Origin of the sequence: Niastella sp. OAS944, assembly GCA_024809215.1 — a bacterium.
GTDB lineage: Bacteria > Bacteroidota > Bacteroidia > Chitinophagales > Chitinophagaceae > Niastella.
This window is the reverse complement of record JANUBW010000003.1, coordinates 221,772-246,553: the sequence shown is the minus strand read 5'-3', so window position 1 is coordinate 246,553 and position 24,782 is coordinate 221,772. Positions and strand designations below refer to the sequence as shown.

Here is a 24,782-nt window from a genome sequence, read left to right as displayed (position 1 = left end):
AGGTATTTTCATAACAAGTACAATGAAAGGCAAACCCTGCCATCAGGCAGACTACTTTGAGTTTTTAGTAGCAAGCTATGGTTTTGTCGGACCAAAACCTTTTTCCCTCATCCGCCGCGGCGGATTCTGGAACATTAGAACCTAAATCATTTTAAAAACAGAGAGGAGGAAGATTATGAAGATGATGAATCAAACTATCAAAAACAAGGGTGGGCGCCCTAAAAAAGGACTTAAAAAAGAATGCCGCGTAAGCGTTAGGTGTTCGTTTATCCAGCGAAAGGCCATACAGGCCAAAGCCAGGTCGGTGAATTTTTCCGTATCGGAATACCTTCTTACGATGGGCCTGACCGGTAAAATTGACAGTAAGGAAAAAGCGCTGCCGAAAGAAATTTTAAAGTTTACTGGAACGCTAAATCACCTGGCTGCAAACCTCAATCAGATTGCCAAAAAGCGAAATGGAATAGAGCCGTTAAATGCTTTCGAACGGGCCGATTTATTAGTGCAATCGAACGATTTAAAACAGCTTTCCCTGACCATTAAAAACTACCTGCAATGATCGGAAAAGTTGTTACCGGAAGCTCCTTTTATCACTGCTTAAAATACTGCATGGAAGATAAAATAAATTTATCCGAAGCGCAGAAATTACAGCTGTCGAAAAAAGACAATGTTCAACACAAAGACCGGGCTGAAGTGATCTATCGTAACTACTGTTGTGGCAACGTAAATGAGCTGACCAGTCAGTTCAGTGAAGTGAGTAAATTAAGCCGCCGTGTGGAAAAGCCGGTACTGCATTTAACCCTGAGCCTTGCGCATGGTGAAAACCTTTCAAAGAATCAATTGATAGAATTAGCTCAGGCATGTACGGAGGCATTTAAAGTAGATCAGAACCAATATGCCGTAATACTGCATAAAGATACCCGCGCCCAGCACATTCATATTGTTGCCAACCGGGTAGGTTATGATGGTAAGGTAGTCAGCAATAGCAACAGCTATTTGCGAATGGCTAAACTGTGCCGTGAACTGGAAATAAAGCATGGGTTAAAACAGGTGCTTAACCCGCGTGCTTTTTTATCAAAAGAGCAGCGAATGATTCCACGGCAAAATGCCCGCATGGATCAATTAAAAGGGAACATACAACAGGTTCTAAAACAGGTAAAGACAATTGAACAGTTTGAGCAGAAAATGAACGCCCTGGGTTACCAGGTTTTGAAAGGTAGGGGTATTGCTTTTATCGATGATAAAAAGGTAAAGATCAAGGGAAGTGAAGTTGGGTATTCGCTGATGAGGATAGAAAAAATATTAGGCCAGCAAGAGACGCAAAAGCAAGCGCAGCCGACCGTTGATACAGCAAAGCACACGACTGGTTCCAGGCGGTCAGGGAAGTCGGTCGAGCATACAACGGAAAAAGAGATGGCCTTACCTGCCGCTGGTCAGCATGGATCTAACATTCTGGAAATACTTACAAAACCTGAGAATACCGAGGAACTGAATCCGATGCTGACAAAAGAGAAAAAGAAGAAAAAGCGCAAGCATCGGTTGAATCTGTGATCATTAAAAATTTAAAACTTAATCTATGAATGAAGATAAAATGGAAACAATTGAATTGGCTGTGCGGGAACAGGCACAAGAATTAACAAAGATCAGCCAGGAAATAAGCAGCGTTACTGAAAGTTTGAATTTGTTACGCCATGAGGTTACCAGCTTTTCGGAGAAACTAAAAAAGCAAAATGTGACGGTTAATACCGACACCAGGGCGATTGAAAGCAAGCTGGATGGTGCTCTTTTAAACATGAACCACATGATAGAAAGAGCATTGAATAAAATGCGCACAAATGTCTGGCAACTGTATTTTCAAATGAATGGCCCCAAATGGACGGTGGTGTTGCTAGTTGTATTGACCTTTCTTTTTTTAGCTTATAATCTATGGTCTAATTTTATTTCGCTGAAAAAGTAAATTCAGCACCTTATCATTACCGAAAGCCCCGGTGTAGACACACCCGGGCTTTATGGTAATGGCTCTGATTAGCAATTTTTAAACGGTACTTACTCCCGCTAACTTCGTCTTATATAGTTCAATTTGTTCTTTGGCAAAAGCAATAGTTTCTTTCAGGTATTTTACCAACTCCTGTGTTAGTGATAGCTCTTTTTGAAGTCGGTTGTTTTCTTCCGTGATCCTCTGAACCTGTTCTGTGAACGTTTGGATCTGGTTGTTCAGATCAGCGACCTCATCATGCCGCAGGCTTTTCAAAGGTTCTTCAGTATAAAACACCGCAAAAAAATCTGTGTTAAGCGCCTTTGAAATAGTTACAAGCAGGTCGGTTGACATAGCTGCACGGTCATATATGTCTGGAATGGTCTTTTCATTCCTATGAATAAGGGCGCCAAACTCCTTATAGGTAAGCCGTTTTGCTTCTACTGTTTTTTGAACAATCTCTCCAAGATGTATAGACATACCCCCTCCTGACTTAAGTGTTAACCGGCTTTTCGATCATGTCTATTTCTAATATCTCCTCATCGGTAAGGCCCGATACTTCTCTGGTCACCTGCATGGCCGCCGCTTTGGTAAGGTTATCGCTGTTCTTTTGAATATACCGGGCGATGGTAAATTCAGTACAGCCCAACACATCCATCAACCGGCGCCGTGTGGCAGGGTTATTTATTGCCTTGAGGGCTTTTTGTGTAAGTTTCATAATCGGAAAGGTTTTAATTGCTTAAAGATTAAATTGAGTAGCCCTAAAACGGGTCACGTGGTCGATTTTATGACCAGGCATTAAGGCACTACTTGTGATTTTGGATCCGTAAAATTTTCTCTTGAATATGTTTTGTCATGTATTTATACCTATTCGTTTCTTCCAATATATCCCCTATAGACAAATGATCAGTAAAACCAACTTCCCATTTTGATTTATCCAGACGAGCCAGGTTTGCCTCCGAGAAACGGATATTGTTACAAAACTCAATTACCTTCTGAAGCAATTCGCACAAATAGTAGAAATTGTCTCCAAAAAGCCTTTTTATATCATTACCTACCTTTTCATCAGTGGCAAAAAAATATAAGGCAGACGCTGCCGCATCCGAATAAACCCCTGTAGTAACATGAACGCCGAGTGGTGATAAAAAAAGGTAAACCGAGTTGGCAATATCCTCTTCGTTGATTGTCTGGTCAGACAATTCCAAAAATTCGTCAATTACTTCAATTAGCTTCTCCTCGGCACTAATTCTTTCAGCATCTTTTGGGGGCTTAGTTTGATTTTCCATTTATAAGGCTTTAGGATTAACATACGGTTGAACTGGATGATAATTCACTAAACCTATTTTTACGCTTGTTTTCTTCTTTTAATTCTCTTCTTTCTTTTTTACGCCGTTGTTTATTAGCACGTTTCTTTATGATAAATGCTGCTTCAATAAGTTCTTCTATCTTTTCATAAAAGAACATATGATCGCTACGGTCGTGAATTCCATTTGAAATAGTATGTGAACTTGAGACAACTTCAGTTAGCCACTCCCATAAAGTTTGCCGAGTTTCATTCAAGTGATAGCATTGAAAGAACTCCTCCATTACCGATAAAGGGTCACGCTTCTGTTCTTTGGTCAGCCGTAACGGTTCGTTGTACCATTGGGGGTGATTGTTGTGGGTTTTACCGCAAAAGACTATCCCAGGGCGGGCATTGGTTAATGGCTCATTCATGAGAAAGAATTTAAGGTTAATGAATATGGTTATGAGCCTAAAAAGAAAGGAAGGTTCCTGGGGCGGATTATAACGGGCCAAAATACTAAAGGGTTGGAACCTGCCGTCCTTTGTCGCACAGGTCCTGACAAGACCCCACCTTTCGGTGACAACGCAAAGTTTAAGCAGGCCCAACCCAATAGTGCAATATAAGGGTTGGGCGCTTTACTTAATCTCGCGTTGTTAGAATTTGTCAGGTTCGTGCGACGAGACTCTCAAGCGCAATACTTCCTGTTAGGAAGAACCGCAAAAACATAATATGGTATAGAATAATATTCCTTAGCTATAACTAAGAATGAAGATAGGGCTTTTTTGCATAATTGCAAATAAGAATAATAAAAGTTGTGGCAAATTCTACTACCAAGAAAGGAAAAAGCAGTTTTGAACTGGCGATAGTTGATTTAGTTCGGCAGAAAAGACGTGATAATAAATTAACGCAGGAGAATATTGCTACATGCCTGAATGTTACTCCTGGCTACATAGGGCAAATTGAAAGCCTAACGGAGCCTTCTATGTATACACACGATCAATTAAATATTCTTGCTATAGAAATGGATTGTTCACCTAAAGACTTTTATCCAGAAGAACCTGTAAAAAAGAAATGAGCATCAAGATTATCTATTGTTTGTGCTTTCGATTATTTTCCAACTCTATTATTTTTTTATCTGCTGCAATTGCCAGGGGCCGAAGCGCTGATTTTTGTATTATGTTTGATAAGCCTGTTATGTCCTTAATTAACTGGTTGAATTCGCCTTCGCCCTTATAAGAATATATGCCTTTATTCTTATAGTTATTAAGCTCTTCCTCCCACGTACTTTTACTTTTGCCATTCAATCCATGAAGTAGTTCAGCCTCGACTTTAAATTTGTTGGAATTTTCATAATCTATTCTTTCAATACATTTCTTATCGGCAAGGAGATCCAGAAGAATCAAAATTTGCTTCTTTGAAAGCACTCCAGCTTGCTTACCCTTTATATCATTTGTTCCGGGTAGAGCAGTTCCGTTATATTCGGTAAAGTAATGACAAGTATTGTTGTATACTTTTTGTTCGAGACGGTTTTGAATGAAGGTTATTTCCGGTTTTATATTATTACCATAGCTGTTAATCTGATTCATTGCATGGAACAGTGCTTTTTCAAAGTCAGTGTCTGCATTGGTTAGAAATTCCTGCAGGATTGAAAACTGTTGATAGATTAGTTGTTTATTTACCTGTTCAATCAGCAATGGATGGTACCGGTCACCCAGGGTGCAGATATAATACAAAACAGCCGTTATGTAGGAAAGGGCATATTTAATTATGTGTAGGACTCGGTAGTGTGCGATGTACGCGATTGGAGAAGAAAGCTGAGTATCAATCTGGTTTTTCGCTTTGAAGAGTTTGTAGAGCCTGTAGTGGCCTAATAAACGCTGGGAGATGTTTTGGTTATACCATCCTGACCATTCGAGAAATCGGCACCCAAGCAGGCTGGTTATGCCATTCAATTTATCTTTCATCGTGTAATCACGGTCAGGTGATTTCACGGCATGCAACACACTTAAATCCATACTTCACGATTTTCTGTCTTAAAAATATGGAAAAATTTGTCAGCGTATGAAAAGTACTGACTTTAAGTTTTTTTATCTAAAGTTTTGGAGTTGGCCCGGACAGTTAGTAAAGAACTCTATGAGGTATTGCGTAATATGTTACGCTACAGTTGTTCATTTTATAGAGTCAATCGAGTGGTTTATTTTTTTGATAGTACTTCTTTTTTTGTAAATACTAGTTTTTCTCCTACAGCCGTAACTACATATAGATCGTTTGTTTTTATACACGCTAACACCTTTTTGTATAATGCAGCTTTTGACTCATCAGTAATATTGTCATAACCCAAAGAACCGCTCTTCGGATGAACAAACATTAAGTATAGGTTTTCGTTTTTTACGATGAGCAAGTAGTATACCCTAAAGCCTCCACTTCCGCTTAATCGTTTCTTAATATAGGGAGAGTCATCACTATTATTTAATCTTGTACCAGCCTTTAATGCAGTTACGTCTTTGTCGAAGAAATGATCAATAATATCCTTTTCGAGGGATGAGTAAGAATCCTTTTTCTTTAATTTTTCATATTCGGCCTTAAAATCATCTAAGCAATAAATAGTCATTAAACTAAGGAAAGTTCTTTGGTAATTTCCTCAAAATCGGGAATATTTGGCAAGAAAAAAAATCTGGATTCAAGGTCCTGTGCAACCTCCTTTAAATCGTCTATTGCAGCTTTAAAGTTTTTGATTTCTATATTTGCAATGCCTTTGGAACGAATAATATTTAATGACACATATTGTCTCAGAAGTGAAGAATGTAAATCTCTAATTGCTGAAATCAAATCATTGATCTTCATCAAAGTATCATTATCAACATCCTTATCATTAAACCAAGTTATTTCTTCTATTTTTTCGACTAAGGTGTTAATATTATTTGCTTTGGTTACAAATAAACTTTTAAATTCCAGTATTTTATCTAAAAAAGCGTTGATTTTTACTTCATCTAACACGGCCTCTTTCTTTTCCTCAAAAGAGAGCTTCCTCACGTTTTCAAACGTCTCTGATAATCCAAGGTTATGTGTTAAACAGTTCATTCTTCAGAATTAGGTACCTAATAATAACGTAAATATAAGGATTATGTTTTCTGATTTCTTTTTTCTTCGAAATAATACTAAGTGACAAATACACGATTGATAACCAGTGATATGTACGGTTGATTACGCAATAAATTAGATAAAATCAAAGCAAAAGTTAGGCCACGCATTGTAGATTATGATACCCGGGTTTGGGCGGCAAGCAAAATTGAGGCGCAAGAGATAGTTTGGATTTAGTTAACAGATTGAAGAGTGATCCTTTAAGATATGACGCTATTTTAACTCATATTTCCCGGTAAATTGATAAGAAGCGCCGCAAACTATGCGGAGATTAAGTTGATAATCTCCGCAATCCTTAACTTGGTGCAGCATTTACTTTACTACAAGAAACTGTAAAAGTTCCTAATTTAATTGCATAATTTCCCATAGATGGCCATCTGACCTTTAGTAGAAGCTCAAAACACATCATCATTTTAATAGAAATGAATATTGAATTTACAAACAGCGTTCCTGAAGAACTGAGAAATCAAATATTGCTTGTTTCAGGCAAGCAATCGGTAAAATGGGGTAATGTTGAGTATCTCGTTTTGAAAAATAATGATATAATAAATAAGGCTTTTCAAATTCGCTTCGGGTCTTATTGTAGTCCGTTTAAAGATGTTATAATACGTAATAATCTATTGGCTATTGGACATCAAGGTCACTTTTATCTTTATGACCTTTTAGAAAATGCAAGTGTATTAGTATTACAGGTGGACGGTTATTTTGGACATCTTTACTTCAATGAAAATTTGTTCTATGTTACTGGGTCGGGAAGCATTTATTGTATTGACGAAAGGGGTAATTTAATTTGGAAAAACTCCAGTCTGGGTGTAGATGGTATTTTGATAGAAAGATTTAATGAAAATAGAATATATGGAAATGGCGAATGTGATCCGCCTGGGGGGTGGCAAGATTTTGTTTTAGATAATGCCACTGGTGAGCCTATTAAATGATTAACAAGTTTTGACTTCATTTACGAATCTACCTTCGAGTAACTCAAGGAGCATTTAGTTGCCCGCCTTTTTTTCTTAAAACATACTTTTTGTAACATACCCGGGCTAATATAAAAAGCAGCAGATTAAAGAAGACTGTTAACCAAAATAGAAATTTATCTATATGCCGCCAGTCTATGATTTCAATTAAAGGATGAAAATCCGGATTGTCACTTTGTTTAATACCAACAGTTTTTTCTGTAATAACAAAATAATCTCCAAATGCGCGATAATGCTGGTGCAGGTAGTCCTCCATTGTATTTGACCCGTTATCCGCTATCATTACTCCGCTTACATCAAAATCCAAGGATGTGTCGGGGAGCTGCCCTTTTAATTTAAGTTGGCCAAATACTACTTCATAATTGGGGCCTGTAGTGGCAAGTGTTGTTACTACTATTTTATTTTTTGACAAAATCCCTAAGGTCTCAATTCCATATGCCAACAGGCTTGTTCCTGCCAGAAAAAAGAGTAAGGCTGCCAGTCCATACTTTTGCCTATTCATAGAACAGTTGCTTTTAATATTTGACCGAGTTCATTCAGAAGAATAATGATACGCAACTTACTCTTTCTTTACTGTTGTTTACATCTAATTTTTCTCCCATCTTTTCTCTACCTTCGATCCCATCAAGAACTCCCACCACCACCCAATTTTCGCGGGGGCGCCGAGGGAGCAGCAAATAGCGCTTAGTGTAACCAGTTGATAATATGCGGGTTTAAAATAAAAAAGCAGTCCTGTCGGGACTACTTGAAGATAAACGTTGGGATATGTTTTGGTTATACCACCCTGACCATTCGAAACCGGCACCCGAGCGGGCCTGGTTATGCCATTCAATTTATCCTTCATCGTGTATTCACGGTCCGGTGATTTCACGGCGTGCAACACACTTAAATCCATACTTCACGATTTTCGATATTAAAAATATGGAATAGTTTGTCAGCCCATGTAGAGTAACCCCTGTAAATTTTGCAGGGGGTTAGTAATTTTGTTTAAAAATACTGCTGCAGTATCCATCAAGTAAAAAGGCGGTCTCCTATGTTTGCAAACATAAGAAACCGTCTCATTATAATTTTCTATTTCTTCACCAGCTTCACACTTGTTCCGTTCGCCAGTCGCAGTATATATACGCCTCCCGGCAAATGGCTCATATTTATAGAAGTGTTATAATTATTGAAAATAATAGTTTGTAGAGGCCGGCCGGCTGCATCTACCAACAATGCTTTTGTATGCAGCAATGCATCGCCGGTGATCTGTATGGTAACGCTTTGTGTTACCGGAACCGGATACGCCACTATGGAAGGGCTGTTGCTTCCTGGTATTAATCGAATCACGGAAGAATAGGAAGAGTGTCCATCTATATCGGTTTGCAATATGCGGTACCAGGCAGCTTTTTGTAAAACAGCGGCCTCTGTAAAGGAATAATGATTCTCCCCATCCCCTTTGCTGATAAGCGTACCAATGCTGGTAAATCTTACGCCGTCTTCCGTTTTTTCAATGCTGTAATCTTTTACGCTGGTTTCGGCAACAGTAAAGTTAATAACCGGTTGCTGCTGGCTATTTAAATGACCATCCACAGTTAACCAGGTCAGTGGCAAGGGGCCGGCTTCGCCACCGCTTCCATCTGCCACATTCACCTGCCTTAATTTACTTACAAAAACACTTTGGCCAAAGCGCTGATAAGGATAATAACCGGCTAAAACACTAAATGTATTCGGGCCTGGGTCCATATCCAGCAAACCGGTAAAATAGCCGATCGTTAACACACCTCCGAGTTTATCTACTGCTACATCGTACCCCCTTACCACATTGGATTTATAGTTTGTGTGCATCGTTTCTGCCCATACATAATTGCCATCCCGGTCAAGCTTGCTGATGTATACCGTGTAGGTAATGGAGTCAGTGAGCAGTGCAGTTCCTGGTCCTGGGTCAGCATCCATGGCCGCCGTGTAAGAACCCGTTGTAAATACATTTCCCGCCGCATCTACAGTTATGCCGTTTGCCGTCTGAGGCAATGCGCTGCTTAATTGTTTTACCCATATATAGTTACCTAATGCATCCAGCTTTAGTATATAAGCGCTGGAGGTGCCGGTAAGATTGGCCGTTCCCGCACCAGGATCAAAATCAACTGTGTTATCAAAGATGCCTGTGAGGTATATATTACTACCGGAATCTGTTGCCAGGTCGTTACCATAGGTTGCGTTTATTTGTTTGGCCCAGACATGACCGCCATTGCTATTGAGCTTACTAATGTACACACCGGCAGTAAGCATTGTTATGCCTGTACCTGGATCAAAATCGCCTCCATTGGCGCTTTGTCCGCAGGTGTATATATTTCCGCTACCGTCAAGCGCTATTGCCTGTGCCCTGTCATCGCCGGTTCCTCCCATTTGTTTAACCCATACGATATTGCCATTGGCATCCAGCTTTATTACAAATACGTCGTTGGCGCCGGATGAAGTTAATGGTACAGGCCCGGACGGGGTACTCACATCAACCGTACCGGCAAAAACGCCTGTTATATAGGAATTGCCGGCAGCATCTATTGCAATCGACTGTCCTTCTCCTGTGAGCAAATTCGTTGCCCATAGGTATTGACCGGCAGGGCTTAGCTTAAGCACAAAGGCATTGGCGCCATCTACCGAGCTCAGGTTAGCCGTACCTGGCCCAGGATCAAAATCAACGGTACCTGTAAAATAACCCGTAACGTATGTATTACCTGCTGCATCAACCGCTATTTTGGTGGCCCGGTCGTTGGAAGCAGCCCCAAAACGAGCTTTCCACACCTTATTACCGCTTGCATCTACTTTCACAATAAACATATCCTCACCGCCTGTTGCTGTATCCTGATCAAATCTGTTATAAGAAGGGTCAATATCTATCTCTCCCTGAAAGAAGCCTGCCATGTATACATTGTTAGCCGAATCTGTTGCCACACTGGTACCGGTAGCTGTTCCACCGAAAGCAGGTATCCAGTCGCCCCATACAAAAACGGCATCCCGTTGATTGTTACGCGACAATAATTTGTTGATGAATACGCCCTGGCCGCTGCCGGCATTAACAGGCTGAGCAGCCGGGCCGGGGTCTATATCCATCATGCCGTTAAAAGATCCCACTGTATATATACTATTGTTTGGGTCAACCGCAAGACCATAGCTTTCATCCAGCCCCACACCACCAAAACTTTTCCCCCAGATATAATTACCATTAGGGTCCAGCAGGCTGATGTATACATCATAACCACCTGCCGAAGTAAGAGGAGATATACCCTGTTCCGGGTCTGCCTCCATATAACCATAAAATATACCTGTGGTATATACGTTCCCCTTATCGTCCAATGCAATACTGCGTGAATATTCAGTCGAGTTGCCGCCTATTTGTTTTACCCAAACATAATTACCTGCCGCATCGAATTTAGCAACAAATGCATCCGAAGCGCCTGACGCATATAAAACAACCCAGTTTGGCCAACCATGGTTCGGATCAAAATTTACCCCGCGATTAAAAGTACCGGTAAAGTATAAGTTGTCAGCGTTATCTACAGTAATATCGTTACTGTATAAAGCCGCTATGCTTTTCACATATACAAAATCGCCATTGGCGTTTAACTTACTTACATAGATATTATAGCCTGTATCTACAACTTTAATGGTGGCTGTACCTGCGCCGGGATCATAATCGGCGATGCCGTTAAAGCGGCCTGTGCTGTATACATTACCGTTGTGGTCGACTGTTATAGCGCCGGGCAGGTCTTCCATTGCACCGCCCATTTGTTTTGCCCACTGGCAGGCGCCGGTAGCATCCAGTTTTAGCACAAAGGCATCATTGGCGCCGGCAGAAGCCAATGTGGTGCTGCCTGCACTCGTGTTAACGGTTGAGGCGCCGGTAAAAGATCCGGTTGCATATATGTTACCGGTAGCATCTAAGGTAAGTGCGGCTGGCATACCGGTTAATAAAGGAGTTGCCCATTCGTAGTCGCCGGCTGCATTGTATTTGGCTACAAAAACGGTGGATCCGCCAGCCGCAGTGAGACTGGCTACGCCAGGGCCGGGGTCAAAATCCAGTGTACCATTGAAATACCCTGTAACATACGTATTACCGGCTGCATCCGTGGTTATATCGAATGCCCGGTCACTGTATGCAGCACCGAGTTGTATAGACCATACATACAGACCGGCAGTGTCTAGTTTGGTAATGAAGATATCATCTGAACCGGTGGAAGTAAGGTTCACGGTAGCGCCAGTGGGGTCAGCATCCAGTGTGCCTGAAAAAAAACCGGTTGTATATATATTACCGCGGGCATCTAGCGCCACACTGTAGCCTGAAGCAGTGGCGGTAGAGGTAAGCGCCCGTCCCCATCTATATGCAACATCCTGTGATTGGGATAATAAAGGAATGATGAACACAGAAATGCCTAACAGCAATCTGTGAACAGAGAAGTAAAGCCGTATCATATAAAAGGTATTTGGTTGCAGCGTGAAGTAAGCGGATACACCAAAGCGGATTTGTATAAAATCTTATGCCGCTGCAAAACAAAAGCCTGCGATGTATCTAGAGGCCCCAACCACTCGCCACACATTTAATTATGTTGTATGCATTGCCCAAACTGATAATTGTAGCCGTTATCTGTTGTGTCATCATGACAAGTAAAAAGGCCGTCCCGATGTGCATTGGAACGGCCTGTAAAGTGTGTTAACGAAACCGGATTATTCGGTGTACCCTTATTCTGTTTCAGTACGGCGCCGGTATTCTGTGTTATTTCGGTGGTAGGTATTGGCCAGAAATTATGATAGGCAATCCCAAACGGGTAAGCGTAATGGCCAAGAGCTCTTCTAAATACAGTTTACGCGGGCGTTCGTCAAGAATATAATCCATCCGATTTGATGACTCGGGATATTTACAATTCGACGAGAGATTTCGAAGAAAAACTACACTTAGAATCGGTTCTGAATGGCACAACGAAACCGGAAATTAGGGTATGGAACCTTTCAGGTTCTTATGACCCTCAAGTTCTATTTATTCTTAAAATAGACAGTGCATTGGATCACATCCATTGTTTTATTACATAAATTCACAAAAAGATACAACTTTATACAGGTAAACAATAATCGAAGGATGTGTATAATCCGATCCATCTTGGTGATATGCTTAGATTATGCGCCAGCTTTATTTTGACCAGCTAAATTTTGTTTCCCTTGTCAAATTGGTTTTTTCAATTTCAAGTTCGGTACTAAACATGTCGATTCAACATATGTAAAATAACCTCTGCAAATTTTGCGAAAGTAACCTTTTTTGCGATTTTTTAGTTGATTCGAGAATAATAGGGACACAGGTTATATTTACATATATTAGCGCCATCCTAAAAAAATTAATAATCTTGTTACCAGCAGAAATACAATACTTACTCAATAATAACGATGAGGATGACATCAACGCTACTATTACAAAAGCAGATTATTCTGGTCATGTTCCTCTTTTGGATTTTAACATATATGGATCGGACGTCGAACCTCAAAATTGGACACTTGAAGTTGTTGGTCATAGGGCAAGCGAAATTTCGTTTACATCTATTGTTAAGGATTCAACCGTCTTAATAACAAACGATCATCCTTACTTATGGCAATAGTCAGACGTTCAAACTTCGTTATATTTTAAAGGGTCAAGTCCGGATATATACAGGGTTGTTGCAGAATTAAATCAAATAGACTTTAAATTATTTGGAAGGTACTTAAATTCCAGTGAACAACTCTATACAATACTGCGGACGTCTAATGGCTTGTTAACGAAAGGTCCCCAAAAGCTATTGACGCACCGGCCTTGTGAGCGAATGTTTCCTGATTGCCGGTAGCCTTGCTTTTTATAAGTCGATCAAGAAGTTGTATCTTTCTAAAGTGTTATTTGCTTTTCTTCTAAGATTTTTATGTGATATATTTATTGTAATTGAATAATCCCCCATTTGCCATTCTGCTTAACCCAGGCTCTGTTCTTATAAAATTTTCCTGCCTTTTCAAATTTCATAGTCGACAACGGTTTGCCATTCTCATATAAATATTCGTAAGTGCCTTTGGTTTTTGCAAGCAGGATGTCATTGCCGGCATTTTCCAGGTTATCATATTGGTAAGGTACTATCAGCAATTCTTGCTGCATGTCATAAACCCCTTCTTTGTTCAATGCCTGAAAGGTTTCCACTTCCAATACTTCACCCTCTTTAATTTCCCTTTCTGATTGGGCACTAGTTACAATACATTTATCTTCTGTAAATTCTTTTATATAGCCGAATTGGAATGGAATGATTGTTTTACCGGTTGAGTTGATAGCGCTCACGAGCTCTTTTCCGTCAACTGTTTTCGAAACGACCTGTAAATTATTACATGGTGTCAGGATTGCGCTGAATTGAGGTTCAATTATAATGTCAAACTGTTTATTGATAAATCCGAAACCCTTACCAGAAATGGAGATCACTGCTAACGGTCCTTCAAAAGAATAGGCCTCCGTCCATTCTTCCGGACAGTCAAAAACAACATTTCCTTTTGTATCTATATACTGATGTTTATTATCCTCTGTTATTACGGCGGCAATGCCATTTTGAAAGTTATAAGTTGTGCGATATTTGCCAGGAAGGCGATTGCCCGCTGTATCTATATAAGTTTTGTCGGGCCTTATTTTATTATCGCCCCACACCTCAACAGCCAGCATATTATCATGGAAATTACCCCGTGCATAGCTGAGCCTGCAGTTTGTTTTGAGTTGCGAACCATCTTCTTTAAAGATCAGGGCGCTTTCTTCACTTCCAAGTGAATAAAACGAGGGGCCTATGTAATGGAAATTGTTTGCTTTACATGGATAAATGGTGTCGCCTTTCTGGTTGATCAAGCCGGTATAATACCCATTGCTAACTGGTATCAATCCTATTTTAGATACAGGCTCACTGGCAATCGGCTTCAGTTGATAGTTGCCTTCAAAATCGATCAACCCGTACCGGCTATAATGTTCAACCCCGCATAAGCCATTTTCTAATATTTCGCCAACTTCGCCACTCAGTTGTAAAAAGGGCTCTTTATACCAGGTGAGCTTTCTTGTTTTAATAACTTTTGCAACTGGATGAGAACAACCGAAAAATACGACAGACGCCAGGAACAGGACTACGGATATTTTTTTCATTTTTTGATATTGGTTTTTGATACGGAAAGCCACCAGAATCCTTTAGTAATACATGGCCATTTAGCCTTATCAATAGGCTCAAATATACGTAATAACGTTGTGTAAGGAGATCTGATTGTATCATATCCATCCACCTGTTCAATGTTGCTTCTAAACGTAAAGCACATACTATTCAATTACTGTAATTTATGCGGGTTTTTGCTGGTGTTTTGCATCTTTAATTGCGGTATTTTTAATTAAGTTTTACAACAGGCAGCTTTTTCGAATGTAGTTGATCTTGTGAATTGATTTCAGTCCAGCATTCTATGAATTACCCCGTGTCACGAAAACTCGCCATATCGTTTAAACATCTTTCGTAAATATCAATTATCAACCAAAACTTTCGCTATGAAGAAACAAATTCTGGTCATGGTATTTGCGCTATTTGCATGTTGCCTTGCATCATACGCGCAAACCAGTATTAGAGGCGTTGTCACCGATTACTCAAGTAAAGGCCCCATTACAGGCGCAACCGTACAGGTTAAAGGAAGCAAAACAGCCGTAATTACAGGCAATGATGGCAGTTATGAGATCAGCGTGCCTTCCAATGCTACTTTACTGGTATTTCAGCATACTGGTTACGGTACCAAAGAGGTTGCTATTAGTGGACGTAATGAAATTAATATAGAACTGCAGGCCGACTGGCGGTCGCTTAATGAAGTGATGGTTATTGCTTATGGTACCGCAAAAAAAGGCACCTATACCGGTGCTGCTTCGGTCATTAAACAAAGTGAGATCAAAGATGTACCCTCTACCTCTTTTCAAAATGCCCTGGTGGGCAGAGTATCCGGCGTGCAAATAACTACTGCAAGCGGTGAGGCCGGCGCCACCCCCAGCATACGCATCAGGGGCGTAGGCTCTATGAATGCCAGTAATGAACCGTTATATGTTATTGATGGCGTTCCCGTTATTTCGGGCGATCAGGGTAGCCTGAGCGCCAGCGGCTCATATATCGGTTCCAACAACGTCATGAATACACTGAACCCCGCCGATATTGAAACCATCACCATCTTAAAAGATGCCGCTGCTTCATCCCTGTATGGCTCAAGAGCTGCTAACGGTGTTGTGGTTATCACTACCAAACGTGGTAAAAAAGGGAAACCCGTGGTGCATTTGTCTTCCTCCATAGGTGTTACGCCAAAGTGGGCCACAGATAACTATGAAGTGGGAGGTATACAGGAACAAATAAATATGTTGTATAGGATACTGTACGACAATAAAACCTCGGCCGGACAAACTGCCGCTCAAGCCAACACCTATGCGCTTTCGCAATTGAATAGCAAGTTCAATAGACATGGGTATAAATTTTCAACCGCCGGTACAGGCCTTTCCGAAAATGTGGTCATCAGCGGCATGACCGATGGACTCGAAAACCGCGAGGGTACTTATTTTGATTGGGACAAAGCTTATTTTGGAACAGGAACTTACTTAACTAACGATCTCTCGGTAAGTGGCGGTGATCAAAATACAACCTATTATACTTCCCTAAACTATACAAAAGATCAAAACAGGGTGCGGGTAAATAAATTCGATCGTATTTCTGGTCGTGCAAACATATCTCAGAAAGTGGGAAAACACCTGGAGTTTACTACCAATGTGGGGGTTGCCAGAAACAATCAGTCTGGTTTTAACGATACCAGAAGTTCGGGTGCCAACTACTTCTACCAGGTAAAAAACCTGTTATGGCCTTTTTACTGGCCAACAGACTATAAAACGGGCCAACCGTTTACAGCAAGGTATGGAAGCCTGGCGTACAACAATCTTTATTATAATAATGAATGGGATAATAGTTCAATCACCAAAAGATTTTCTGTAAACGAAACGGTGCTGCTTAATGTTCTGCCGGATCTGAATTTTAAATCTGTATTCTCTTTTGATAACTCTGAGATCAAGGACCATTTGTATTACAGCGCCATTCACTACAACGGTTCTTCAACGAATGGATCGGTAACTGAAACAGGTACCACTGTCTCAAAACTGGTTTCTTCCAATACCGTCAACTACGCAAAAGATTTCGGACAACACAACTTTTCATTTTTAGGCGGTTTTGAAGTAGAGAAAAACAGAACAGACTTCCAGACTTCAACGGCAACAAATCTCGCCTCCAGTGCATTGACCACTTTATCACCGGCAGGTGCTTATGTGGCCAGCGGCTACGAGTATGGCAACTCGATCGTTTCCCTGTTATCGCGCCTGGAGTATAATTACAATCAGAAATATTTTCTCTCGGGGTCTTTTCGTCGTGATGGATCATCGAAACTGGCGCCGGAAACCCGCTGGGGTAATTTCTGGTCAGTGGCAGGATCATGGAAGATCAGCAACGAAGAATTCATGAAGGACCTTACTTATCTTAGTAATTTAAGATTACGTGCTTCCTATGGTATCAATGGTACATTGCCTTCACAAAATTACGGATGGCGAACATTGACCAGTTTTACCCTTCGCTATAACGGCAATCCTGGTGGGTCGCTGTCTGCCCACGCCAATCCAGATCTTACCTGGGAAACGAATTACACAACCAATATTGGTTTGGAGTTTGGCCTCTTCAAACAAAGGTTAACAGGTAGTATTGAGTTTTTCAACCGCGATTCCAGAAATCTTTTGCAGGACGTTCCTACTTCCACAACCACGGGTTTTTCAAGTGCATTGGCCAATGTAGGTGAAATAAATAATAAGGGTGTAGAAGTTGAGATCGGCGGAGATATCATTAACAACAACTTACTCAGGTGGAGCGCATCTGTAAATGCATCGTTCATTAAATCAAAAGTTACCAAATTGTATGGCGGCAGAGATATTATCTGGTACGATCCCACAGGTGGCGATACCAGGTCGCAATTCATTTACAGAGAAGGTTCATCTACCCTGAGTTTTTATGGTTATGAATGGGGTGGTGTAGACTCAAAGAATGGCAACAACGTTTGGTATGTAAACGATCCGGCCGATTCAAAAGCAGGCGACTTTATTTATAATGAAAGAGGCGCCACTTATTCATACAACAAAGCAAATTATAAGATCATTGGTAATGCAATGCCCGATGTTTATGGAGGTTTTAATACAGACGTTGCCTATAAAGGCGTCACACTGGGACTAAACTTTATTTATAAGCTTGGCGGCAATTTGTACGACGGCGCTTTCAAAGATGTTGCCGACGACGGTTATTACTGGGAAAGGATCAGAATAGAATCTTTGTATGGAGATATGTGGACGCCCGAAAACACTGGCGGTAGTATGCCACTGCTCAGAGGTACCGACCTTTTAGATCCAATGCAATACAGCTCACGGCATATGAGCAGCGCCAGCTTTTTACGGTTAAAGAACATCAACCTGTCTTATGATCTTCCCGGTAGTGTAATAGGTAAAGTTGGCATTACCAGTGCGAGAGTGTTCTTTAACGGTAGCAATTTGCTCACCTTCTCAAAGTATAAGAATGCCGATCCTGAAGTAAATAATTATGGAACCCGTGGATGGGAAACGCCCATTGGAAAAATTTACACATTCGGCATTGATCTTAATTTCTAATTCATTAAACTTATTATAAAATGAATAATCAACTGAGAATATTCATAGTCAGCCTACTTGCGCTTGGTTTGTTTTCGTGTAAGAAAACGCTCGATGTAGAACCTACCAACCAGGTAAACGCCAATAATTCAATAAAAACGCCCGCCGATGCGCAAATAATGATCAATGGTATTGTACGCAGCATGAGTAATGCCGATTACTACGGAAGAAATTTCTTACTCTATGGCGATGCAAAAGGTGGCGACATGACAGTTCCACAACAGGGAAGAGGCAATGATGCGTTGTATACGTTTAATCACTCCGCCAGCAATAATAGTTATTCCACTTACTGGTCACAAATATATTTTACCCTGTTACAGGTGAACAACCTGCTCCAGAACATCGAACAATTGGAAGCGGGCGGCGCCACCGGATTTAATAGTTATAAAGGACAGGCATTAACACTTCGTGCCATAATGTATTTTGATTTGGTTCGCCTTTATGGAAAATCGTATGACGTCGATAAAAATGCATATGGCGTTCCGAATATCACAATACCATTAAAGTCAACTGAACAGCCTTTAAGAAATACCGTTGCCGATAACTACAATCAGATATTGTCAGACTTAAAAGCGGCGGCCCCATTATTGGCGAAAACAAAATCGAATGGTTTTGTGAATTATTACGGCAACCTGGCTATGCAGGCCCGGGTTTACCTGTATATGAAAGATTATCCCAATGCTTTAAAAGCAGCAGAAGAGATTATCACAAGCAACGTATATACGTTATATACCAATGCAGCCTGGGTAGACTCCTGGAAAACACAGTATGGTTCAGAATCAATTTTTGAAATTGGTGTTTATCCGCTCGAAGGAGATCTGGGCGCAGGCTCCATAGGTGCTTATCACAGGAAGAAAGGAGATGGCGGATCCAGTATTTTGGGCTGGTTCATAGCCAGTGATTATTTTCTGACCAGACTGAAAGAAGATGCAGCCGATGTACGATGGGGTGTTATGAATGACGATGAGATCTCTACTACAGCCAAACCCCGAAAAGGAGCCTTGTATAAATACAGCGGAAGCATTTCATTGGCAGGTGATGGTAAAGCCACCAATACGGCGGTTAATATTAAATTGATCAGGTTATCTGAAATTTATCTGATAGCTGCAGAAGCTGCCTTGCCTGCTGATGCCCTTAAAGCGGCCACTTACTTAAACGCTATCCGTAAACGTGCACCTAACCTGCCCGCCGCCACCGCAGCAACAGTGACCATTGATATGATACTCGATGAAAGAAGCAAAGAGCTGTTTGGTGAAGGGCAAAGATTTTTTGATATGATACGGCTGAACAGATCTATCACATTTAATGATGAAATTATCGGCATATCGGTAGCTACCCGCCCAAAAACAATTGACAGAACTTTTTATAAAACGCTGTTACCGATCTCCCAGGCAGAGATCAATGCAAACCCTGGCATACAGGCTCAACAGAATCCCCAGTATTAGTAGTTTAACTACAGGACTTACTATTTATACGAAGACCGGCACAGAAATGTGCCGGTCTTTGTTTCTTACCTCCGGTTGCGGACAAATAGAAAATAAATTTAATTCCGAAGTACCCCCTTCGGTAGTCCCACCGTACAGTATATGTACTGTTATTGCAAAAAGGTGGCATGATCACTATGGGCAATTGCCTCTGGTGATCAATTGGAAAAGTATTGCCTGTTGCTGAACCTGAACAAGCTTTAAGTGATAACAGAATCCAGCAGCGTCATGTGGAATAACCAACTTTCAACCGTTACCAGCAAAAACTCATCGGCTATGCCCAACTGCCGGGCGTCAACTCTTGCATACCAATGAATACCAATCACCCACAAGCAGGTCTTGCTGACAGCATAAATCTATAGAACCCCCTATATACCAATACACAAGTATTATTTCTGAACCAATGAAAAATCCAAACCGTACAAACATGAAGATTACCCTTATGAGTAATGAGCTTCTGTTGAAGCAGAAATGGCTGCGATCTGCTGCCATGAAGATGAGAACAACAACGTTGCTTTTTGTGCTCATGCTTTTTGTGCAGCGATCATGGGCCCAAACCGGGTTGCTGAATGATGATTTCTCAACCGGCAGCACCAATAACTGGAAAGCGGCTACCTCCGGTTCTACCGGACAAATTGTAAATGGCCGTTTTGTGGTAACGATGGCCCTGCAGTCAAGCGGCAAATACCGCGGCGATTTTCAAAAAACAGGCGGCGTAACCTTCAACCGTAGCGCCTATCCTATTGTAGCCATCAAGTTCAACAAACCGCCCCGGTGTAACTATTTCTTCGATACCAACCTGGGGTCATTCAATGGTACCAATAACAATGCCACCAAAATAGCTTCGGCTACTGGCAATGTTTATTACTGGGACCTTTCTAAAGGTACCCTGGGAACTACTACATTGGCTGAAGGCAGCGCTACTACCCTTACATCATTCACATTTAAAATAGCCGATGTGGTGTTAAGTTCCACAGAAGTTGCTGCGAATGATATTCAATATGAGGTAGACTGGGTTAAAACCTTTACATCGGCCGACGAGCTGCGTGCGTATGTAGGCGTTAACAATCCACCTTCGTTTTCTTTCACCGGAACCTTTGTACATCCGGGATTATTGCACAACACGGGCGACCTGGCAAGGATAAAAGCAGCTGTGGCAAACAAATTTGGCCGTCCTTATCAAAGTTATCAGTTGCTGCAAAGTTCAACCCGGTCTTCTGCTTCTTACACAATGGCAGGACCTTACCAGCAACTTACCCGCGACGCCAGCGTTACAGTGAACGGTGTAGGCGGCGGTACAATAAAAAATGGCGTGGAAGCCGATTTTCTGGCAGCTTATTACAATGCGCTCATGTATAACATCACAGGTAATGAAGCGCATGCCAAAAAATCTATCGAAATAATAGATGCTTATGCAGCTACCACTACCGGTATTACCGGTGTTGATGCAGAACTGAACGGCCTGTACGGCTTTATGCTGGCCAATGCTGCCGAGCTTATGCGCGCTACATATGCAGCATGGCCGGTGGAAAAGCAACAGCAATGCGCAACCATGCTTAAGAATGTATTTTATCCCGTGCTGCAGAACTTTAAACCCTGCTCACATGGTAACTGGGATATCATTTGTATGAAGGCATTGATGGCAATTGCTATCTACAGCAATGATACCGACATGTTCAACCGGGTAGTAACCTACTTTTACCATGGCGAAGGCAATGGCAGTATCGATAATTATGTATTGACTGCTGCTGGTCAGTTGCAGGAAAGCAACCGCGACCAGCCACACGTAATGCTGGCATTGGGCTCAATGGCCGAACTGGCTGAAATGGGCGTTAAGCAGGGTATCGATCTTTACTCTGCTTCTGGTAATGCCATTATGCGTGGCTATGAGTATACCGCGAAATTTAACTTAGGCAATACCGTAGATTACCAAACAGCCTACGATTATTGCGAAAAGAACTACAGCGATTACACACCCGAAGCTATTTCTGAAAATGGTCGCGGTCAGTTTAGATCTGTATTTGAAATTGCGTATAACCATTATGTTGTTCGCAAGGGACTGCAAATGCCCTGGACATTGCAGGTAATGACTGCTATGGGGCCAGAAGGAGCGCCTGCCGGTGCAGACAATCCGGGTTATGGCTCTTTGTTCTTCTACCTGAATAGCGCTCCCGGTTATCCCGGCGATAGCATTGTAGCGCCGGTTGATACCACTATTGGTTTAATTAAGGATAACTTTACTTCTACAGCCGATGGCTGGGCCGCAGTTACATCTGGTTCAACAGCCAGTGTAGTGGATGGTAAACTGGTAGTTACCCTGGTTACTCAATCGAACGGTAAAGGCCGTGGCGATGCAAAGAGAACAGCAGGCGCCACATTGCATCCTGGCAACTATCCCATCTTTGCCATCAAGTTCAAAAAGCCAACGGCAGGTAATATCACATTCGATACCAACCTGGGTTCGTTTGGAAATGGTGCCAATAAGTGGACTGGCAAAGTAGGTGATGATATTTATTATTACGATCTTACTAAAGGAGGATTCGGCGCAACGCCCACCATGCTGAGCAAGGATAAATCGACCCTGTTAACTACCTTCCAGTTTAAAGTAGCGGATATTAGTTCCGGTGAAACCAGCTATGCAATAGATTGGATAAAAACAGTGAAAACAGTTGCTGATTTGCAGGAACCGGCTCCGCTTACTCCGCAAAGCATCATTTTCGATTCACTGCCAGTGAAGATACTGGGCGATACCACAGCTCTTGTGCTGAAGGCTACTGCCAGCTCGGGCCTGCCGGTTACCTATACCATTTCTGATACTACAATTGCTACTATTGTTAACAATACGGTAGTTGTTAAGAGCGATGGTACTGTGATCATCACCGCCTCACAATCTGGTAATACAACTTATGAGCCTGCAACGCCTGTTGCCCGTACGCTCATCATTAAGGATACCATCAGCGGTTTAATAGATGACAACTTCATTGGTACCAACGATGGCTGGGCTGCTGCAACCAGTGGTTCAGTAGCAACTGTTCAGGATGGTAAACTGGTAGTTGCCCTTGTTACCCAATCGAACGGTAAAGGCCGTGGCGATGCAAAGAGGACCGCCGGCGCCAAATTGTTACCAAACAATTATCCCATCGTAGCCATCCGCGTTAAAAAACCACAGGTAGCCAATATCACATTCGATACCAACCTGGGTGCTTTTGGCAATGGCTCTAATAAGTGGACTGGCATCGTAGGCGATGATATCTATTACTATGACCTTACCAAAGGTACTTTCGGTGCTGCTGCTACCAAACTGCTGCAGGACAGAGGTACTAAACTCACTACATTCCAGTTCAAAGTAGCTGATGTTACTTCTGGTGAAGCCAGCTATGCGATAGAGTGGGTGAAAACAGTAAAATCTATTGAAGATCTGAAGAATACTTTACCCCATATAGAGCAAAGCATCAGCTTTGATTCGCTGGCTGCAGTTACATTGGGCGATACAACTCCAATCGTGCTGAATGCTACCGCCAGCTCAAACCTGCCGGTTAGCTATGCCGTTTCCGATTCTGCTATCGCCACTATTTTGAATGGTGTAGTAATACCTAAACGTGCTGGTACAGTAATGATCACCGCTTCGCAAACAGGTGATTCGGCATACCTGCCTGCTGCACCTGTTTCGCGTACGTTGACGATAAACCGGATGGCACAAAGCATCAGCTTCGATCCTATTCCGGCTGTTCTATTAGGCGATACAGCAGCTATTGTACTCAATGCAACAGCTACCTCTGGTTTGCCTGTTACCTATACCAGTTCCGATTCAACCATCGCTACCATTGTTAATGGCGTGGTTAAGGTTAATCGCGATGGTACTGTGATCATTACCGCTTCTCAATTGGGTGACTCAAATTACCTGCCTGCTGAACCGGTTGCTCGCACGCTCACCATTGCTCCGTTGAAAATAGCTGTACAATCGCTTGATGGCGACAAAGGGAAAACTGCTAATAACAGCATCAATCCTTATCTGAAACTGGAAAATAACGGTACTGCTACTATACCTTATGGTGAGTTAACTGCCCGTTACTGGTTTACTGCAGAGAACTTTGCCGGCATCAATACCTGGATAGATTATGCACAACTGGGTAACAGCAAAGTGAAAATGAAATATGTGCAGCTGGATGCCCCACGCGCCGGTGCTTATGGTTATATCGAATACAGTTTCGATAAATCTGCGGGCAACCTGGTTGCTGGTGCTAATTCCGGTGTAATTCAGTCACGGTTTGCCAATACCGACTGGGTAAACTTCAACGAAACTGATGACTATTCATACGTGTATAACAAAGATTATGCAAACAACAGCCACATTACGTTGTACCGTAATGGCCAATTGGTATGGGGTGAAGAACCTGCAGCCGTAACACCTGAGGTGAAGGTGAAAGTTTATTCATCTTCTAAACACGGAGGCAATAATTCCATCAGTACCGAGCTTACCATTAACAACGAAGGCAATATACCCGTAGCGTATGGCGACCTGAGCGTTCGTTACTGGTTTACAGCCGATGGTACTGCTGCACTTAATTCATGGGTAGACTATGCGAAACTGGGCAATAGCAATATCATCACCAGCTTCAATGAGGTAACTCCTGCAGCAACCGGTGCCGATAAGTACTTCGAGATCAGGATCAGGCCAACGCTGGGTAACCTGTACCCTGCAGGCAATACCGGTACTATTCAATACCGCATAGCAAAATCCGATTGGTCGAACTTTACGTTTGCTAACGACTACTCATATAAAGCGCCTGCGGCATTGGCGGTGAATGATCATATAACCGTTTATTACAAAGGACAATTGATCTTCGGTACAGAACCAACTGCTGAGCAACTGGCACGTGTGGCTACCAATACCACTACGCAGGTAATGGAGAATACAAAAGGTAATGCTGCGGCTGGCAACATCGTTCTGTTCCCGAACCCAACAAAAGATCAGTTGAATATTCAGGTAAGTAGCGTGGTTCCTGGTGCACTGGTACAGGTTTATAGCCTCAATGGCAACCTGTTACTTTCACGCAGCATCACCGCTTCTACCCAAACTATTTCTTTGCAATCACTGGCAACCGGTATTTACGAGGTTCAGGTGCGCAACGGAAATACGGTGACAACAAAACGAATTATCAAACACTAAATC

General features: G+C 41.9%; 18 protein-coding genes. 8 read left to right on the top strand and 10 right to left on the bottom strand.

Annotated elements, in window-relative coordinates; translation table 11 throughout:
- Window positions 1–175: 175 nt before the first annotated feature.
- The 3 genes from GGD38_RS15590 to GGD38_RS15580 are packed head-to-tail and all read left to right on the top strand — an operon-like array spanning window position 176 to window position 1,954.
- Window positions 176–556, top strand: coding sequence for a mobilization protein (locus GGD38_RS15590; RefSeq protein WP_375297175.1), 381 nt, complete (start codon window positions 176–178; stop codon window positions 554–556).
- A gap of 50 nt (window positions 557–606) precedes the next feature.
- On the top strand, window positions 607–1,548 hold the full coding sequence (locus tag GGD38_RS15585) for a relaxase/mobilization nuclease domain-containing protein (RefSeq protein WP_375297174.1): 942 nt from the start codon (window positions 607–609) through the stop codon (window positions 1,546–1,548).
- 25 nt (window positions 1,549–1,573) lie between these two features.
- The gene (locus GGD38_RS15580) at window positions 1,574–1,954 is read left to right on the top strand and encodes a hypothetical protein (protein ID WP_375297173.1); all 381 of its coding nucleotides are present in this window, start codon (window positions 1,574–1,576) and stop codon (window positions 1,952–1,954) included.
- A gap of 78 nt (window positions 1,955–2,032) precedes the next feature.
- Here the strand turns inward: GGD38_RS15580 and GGD38_RS15575 are convergent, their stop codons facing one another.
- The 4 genes from GGD38_RS15575 to GGD38_RS15560 form a co-directional block, all read right to left on the bottom strand.
- Window positions 2,033–2,452, bottom strand: coding sequence for a hypothetical protein (locus GGD38_RS15575; protein ID WP_375297172.1), 420 nt, complete (start codon window positions 2,450–2,452; stop codon window positions 2,033–2,035).
- 13 nt (window positions 2,453–2,465) lie between these two features.
- Window positions 2,466–2,690, bottom strand: a complete 225-nt coding sequence (locus GGD38_RS15570) for a hypothetical protein (RefSeq protein ID WP_375297171.1) — start codon at window positions 2,688–2,690, stop codon at window positions 2,466–2,468.
- 88 nt (window positions 2,691–2,778) lie between these two features.
- Complete coding sequence (locus GGD38_RS15565; protein ID WP_375297170.1) at window positions 2,779–3,258, bottom strand: hypothetical protein; 480 nt, start codon at window positions 3,256–3,258, stop codon at window positions 2,779–2,781.
- 16 nt (window positions 3,259–3,274) lie between these two features.
- The gene (locus GGD38_RS15560; protein WP_375297169.1) at window positions 3,275–3,688 is read right to left on the bottom strand and encodes a hypothetical protein; all 414 of its coding nucleotides are present in this window, start codon (window positions 3,686–3,688) and stop codon (window positions 3,275–3,277) included.
- A gap of 383 nt (window positions 3,689–4,071) precedes the next feature.
- Here GGD38_RS15560 and GGD38_RS15555 point away from each other — a divergent pair, with 383 nt between their 5' ends.
- Window positions 4,072–4,332 (top strand): helix-turn-helix domain-containing protein, encoded by a 261-nt coding sequence (locus GGD38_RS15555; protein ID WP_375297168.1) that lies wholly within the window; start codon window positions 4,072–4,074, stop codon window positions 4,330–4,332.
- 13 nt (window positions 4,333–4,345) lie between these two features.
- Here GGD38_RS15555 and GGD38_RS15550 read toward each other — a convergent pair whose 3' ends face one another.
- The 3 genes from GGD38_RS15550 to GGD38_RS15540 all read right to left on the bottom strand — a co-directional run bounded on the left by GGD38_RS15550 (window position 4,346) and on the right by GGD38_RS15540 (window position 6,338).
- The gene (locus tag GGD38_RS15550; protein ID WP_375297167.1) at window positions 4,346–5,272 is read right to left on the bottom strand and encodes a hypothetical protein; all 927 of its coding nucleotides are present in this window, start codon (window positions 5,270–5,272) and stop codon (window positions 4,346–4,348) included.
- A 179-nt stretch (window positions 5,273–5,451) separates the two neighbouring features.
- The gene (locus tag GGD38_RS15545; protein ID WP_375297166.1) at window positions 5,452–5,868 is read right to left on the bottom strand and encodes a hypothetical protein; all 417 of its coding nucleotides are present in this window, start codon (window positions 5,866–5,868) and stop codon (window positions 5,452–5,454) included.
- The gene (locus GGD38_RS15540; RefSeq protein WP_375297165.1) at window positions 5,868–6,338 is read right to left on the bottom strand and encodes a hypothetical protein; all 471 of its coding nucleotides are present in this window, start codon (window positions 6,336–6,338) and stop codon (window positions 5,868–5,870) included. The genes GGD38_RS15545 and GGD38_RS15540 overlap by 1 nt, the downstream gene beginning before the upstream one ends.
- Window positions 6,339–6,820: 482 nt before the next feature.
- On the opposite strand from GGD38_RS15540, the gene GGD38_RS15535 reads away from it, so the two are divergent.
- The gene (locus GGD38_RS15535) at window positions 6,821–7,333 is read left to right on the top strand and encodes a hypothetical protein (protein WP_375297164.1); all 513 of its coding nucleotides are present in this window, start codon (window positions 6,821–6,823) and stop codon (window positions 7,331–7,333) included.
- A gap of 43 nt (window positions 7,334–7,376) precedes the next feature.
- Here the strand turns inward: GGD38_RS15535 and GGD38_RS15530 are convergent, their stop codons facing one another.
- The 3 genes from GGD38_RS15530 to GGD38_RS15520 form a co-directional block, all read right to left on the bottom strand.
- A complete protein-coding gene (locus GGD38_RS15530) occupies window positions 7,377–7,874 on the bottom strand; it encodes a hypothetical protein (protein WP_375297163.1) in 498 nt (165 codons plus the stop codon).
- Window positions 7,875–8,443: 569 nt separating this feature from the next.
- Window positions 8,444–11,821 carry an SBBP repeat-containing protein gene (locus GGD38_RS15525; protein WP_375297162.1) on the bottom strand — a complete coding sequence of 1,126 codons (3,378 nt, stop codon included), beginning with the start codon at window positions 11,819–11,821 and terminating at the stop codon, window positions 8,444–8,446.
- 1,477 nt (window positions 11,822–13,298) lie between these two features.
- Entirely contained in the window at window positions 13,299–14,528 is a 1,230-nt protein-coding gene (locus GGD38_RS15520; RefSeq protein ID WP_375297161.1) for a WG repeat-containing protein, read from the bottom strand.
- A 387-nt stretch (window positions 14,529–14,915) separates the two neighbouring features.
- On the opposite strand from GGD38_RS15520, the gene GGD38_RS15515 reads away from it, so the two are divergent.
- The 3 genes from GGD38_RS15515 to GGD38_RS15505 all read left to right on the top strand — a co-directional run bounded on the left by GGD38_RS15515 (window position 14,916) and on the right by GGD38_RS15505 (window position 24,779).
- The gene (locus GGD38_RS15515; protein WP_375297160.1) at window positions 14,916–18,086 is read left to right on the top strand and encodes a SusC/RagA family TonB-linked outer membrane protein; all 3,171 of its coding nucleotides are present in this window, start codon (window positions 14,916–14,918) and stop codon (window positions 18,084–18,086) included.
- Window positions 18,087–18,106: 20 nt separating this feature from the next.
- A complete protein-coding gene (locus GGD38_RS15510) occupies window positions 18,107–19,570 on the top strand; it encodes a RagB/SusD family nutrient uptake outer membrane protein (RefSeq protein ID WP_375297159.1) in 1,464 nt (487 codons plus the stop codon).
- Window positions 19,571–20,036: 466 nt separating this feature from the next.
- A complete protein-coding gene (locus tag GGD38_RS15505; RefSeq protein WP_375303843.1) occupies window positions 20,037–24,779 on the top strand; it encodes a DUF4979 domain-containing protein in 4,743 nt (1,580 codons plus the stop codon).
- The last annotated feature ends 3 nt before the right edge of the window (window positions 24,780–24,782 follow it).

Excerpts from the sequence above, each read along its gene's own strand:
- GGD38_RS15590 (WP_375297175.1), top strand. The coding sequence starts at position 176 with ATGAAGATGATGAATCAAACTATCAAAAACAAGGGTGGGCGCCCTAAA.
- GGD38_RS15585 (WP_375297174.1), top strand. The coding sequence starts at position 607 with ATGGAAGATAAAATAAATTTATCCGAAGCGCAGAAATTACAGCTGTCG.
- GGD38_RS15580 (WP_375297173.1), top strand. The coding sequence starts at position 1,574 with ATGAATGAAGATAAAATGGAAACAATTGAATTGGCTGTGCGGGAACAG.
- GGD38_RS15575 (WP_375297172.1), bottom strand. The coding sequence starts at position 2,452 with ATGTCTATACATCTTGGAGAGATTGTTCAAAAAACAGTAGAAGCAAAA.
- GGD38_RS15570 (WP_375297171.1), bottom strand. The coding sequence starts at position 2,690 with ATGAAACTTACACAAAAAGCCCTCAAGGCAATAAATAACCCTGCCACA.
- GGD38_RS15565 (WP_375297170.1), bottom strand. The coding sequence starts at position 3,258 with ATGGAAAATCAAACTAAGCCCCCAAAAGATGCTGAAAGAATTAGTGCC.
- GGD38_RS15560 (WP_375297169.1), bottom strand. The coding sequence starts at position 3,688 with ATGAATGAGCCATTAACCAATGCCCGCCCTGGGATAGTCTTTTGCGGT.
- GGD38_RS15550 (WP_375297167.1), bottom strand. The coding sequence starts at position 5,272 with ATGGATTTAAGTGTGTTGCATGCCGTGAAATCACCTGACCGTGATTAC.
- GGD38_RS15545 (WP_375297166.1), bottom strand. The coding sequence starts at position 5,868 with ATGACTATTTATTGCTTAGATGATTTTAAGGCCGAATATGAAAAATTA.
- GGD38_RS15540 (WP_375297165.1), bottom strand. The coding sequence starts at position 6,338 with ATGAACTGTTTAACACATAACCTTGGATTATCAGAGACGTTTGAAAAC.
- GGD38_RS15535 (WP_375297164.1), top strand. The coding sequence starts at position 6,821 with ATGAATATTGAATTTACAAACAGCGTTCCTGAAGAACTGAGAAATCAA.
- GGD38_RS15530 (WP_375297163.1), bottom strand. The coding sequence starts at position 7,874 with ATGAATAGGCAAAAGTATGGACTGGCAGCCTTACTCTTTTTTCTGGCA.
- GGD38_RS15525 (WP_375297162.1), bottom strand. The coding sequence starts at position 11,821 with ATGATACGGCTTTACTTCTCTGTTCACAGATTGCTGTTAGGCATTTCT.
- GGD38_RS15520 (WP_375297161.1), bottom strand. The coding sequence starts at position 14,528 with ATGAAAAAAATATCCGTAGTCCTGTTCCTGGCGTCTGTCGTATTTTTC.
- GGD38_RS15515 (WP_375297160.1), top strand. The coding sequence starts at position 14,916 with ATGAAGAAACAAATTCTGGTCATGGTATTTGCGCTATTTGCATGTTGC.
- GGD38_RS15510 (WP_375297159.1), top strand. The coding sequence starts at position 18,107 with ATGAATAATCAACTGAGAATATTCATAGTCAGCCTACTTGCGCTTGGT.
- GGD38_RS15505 (WP_375303843.1), top strand. The coding sequence starts at position 20,037 with ATGAAGATTACCCTTATGAGTAATGAGCTTCTGTTGAAGCAGAAATGG.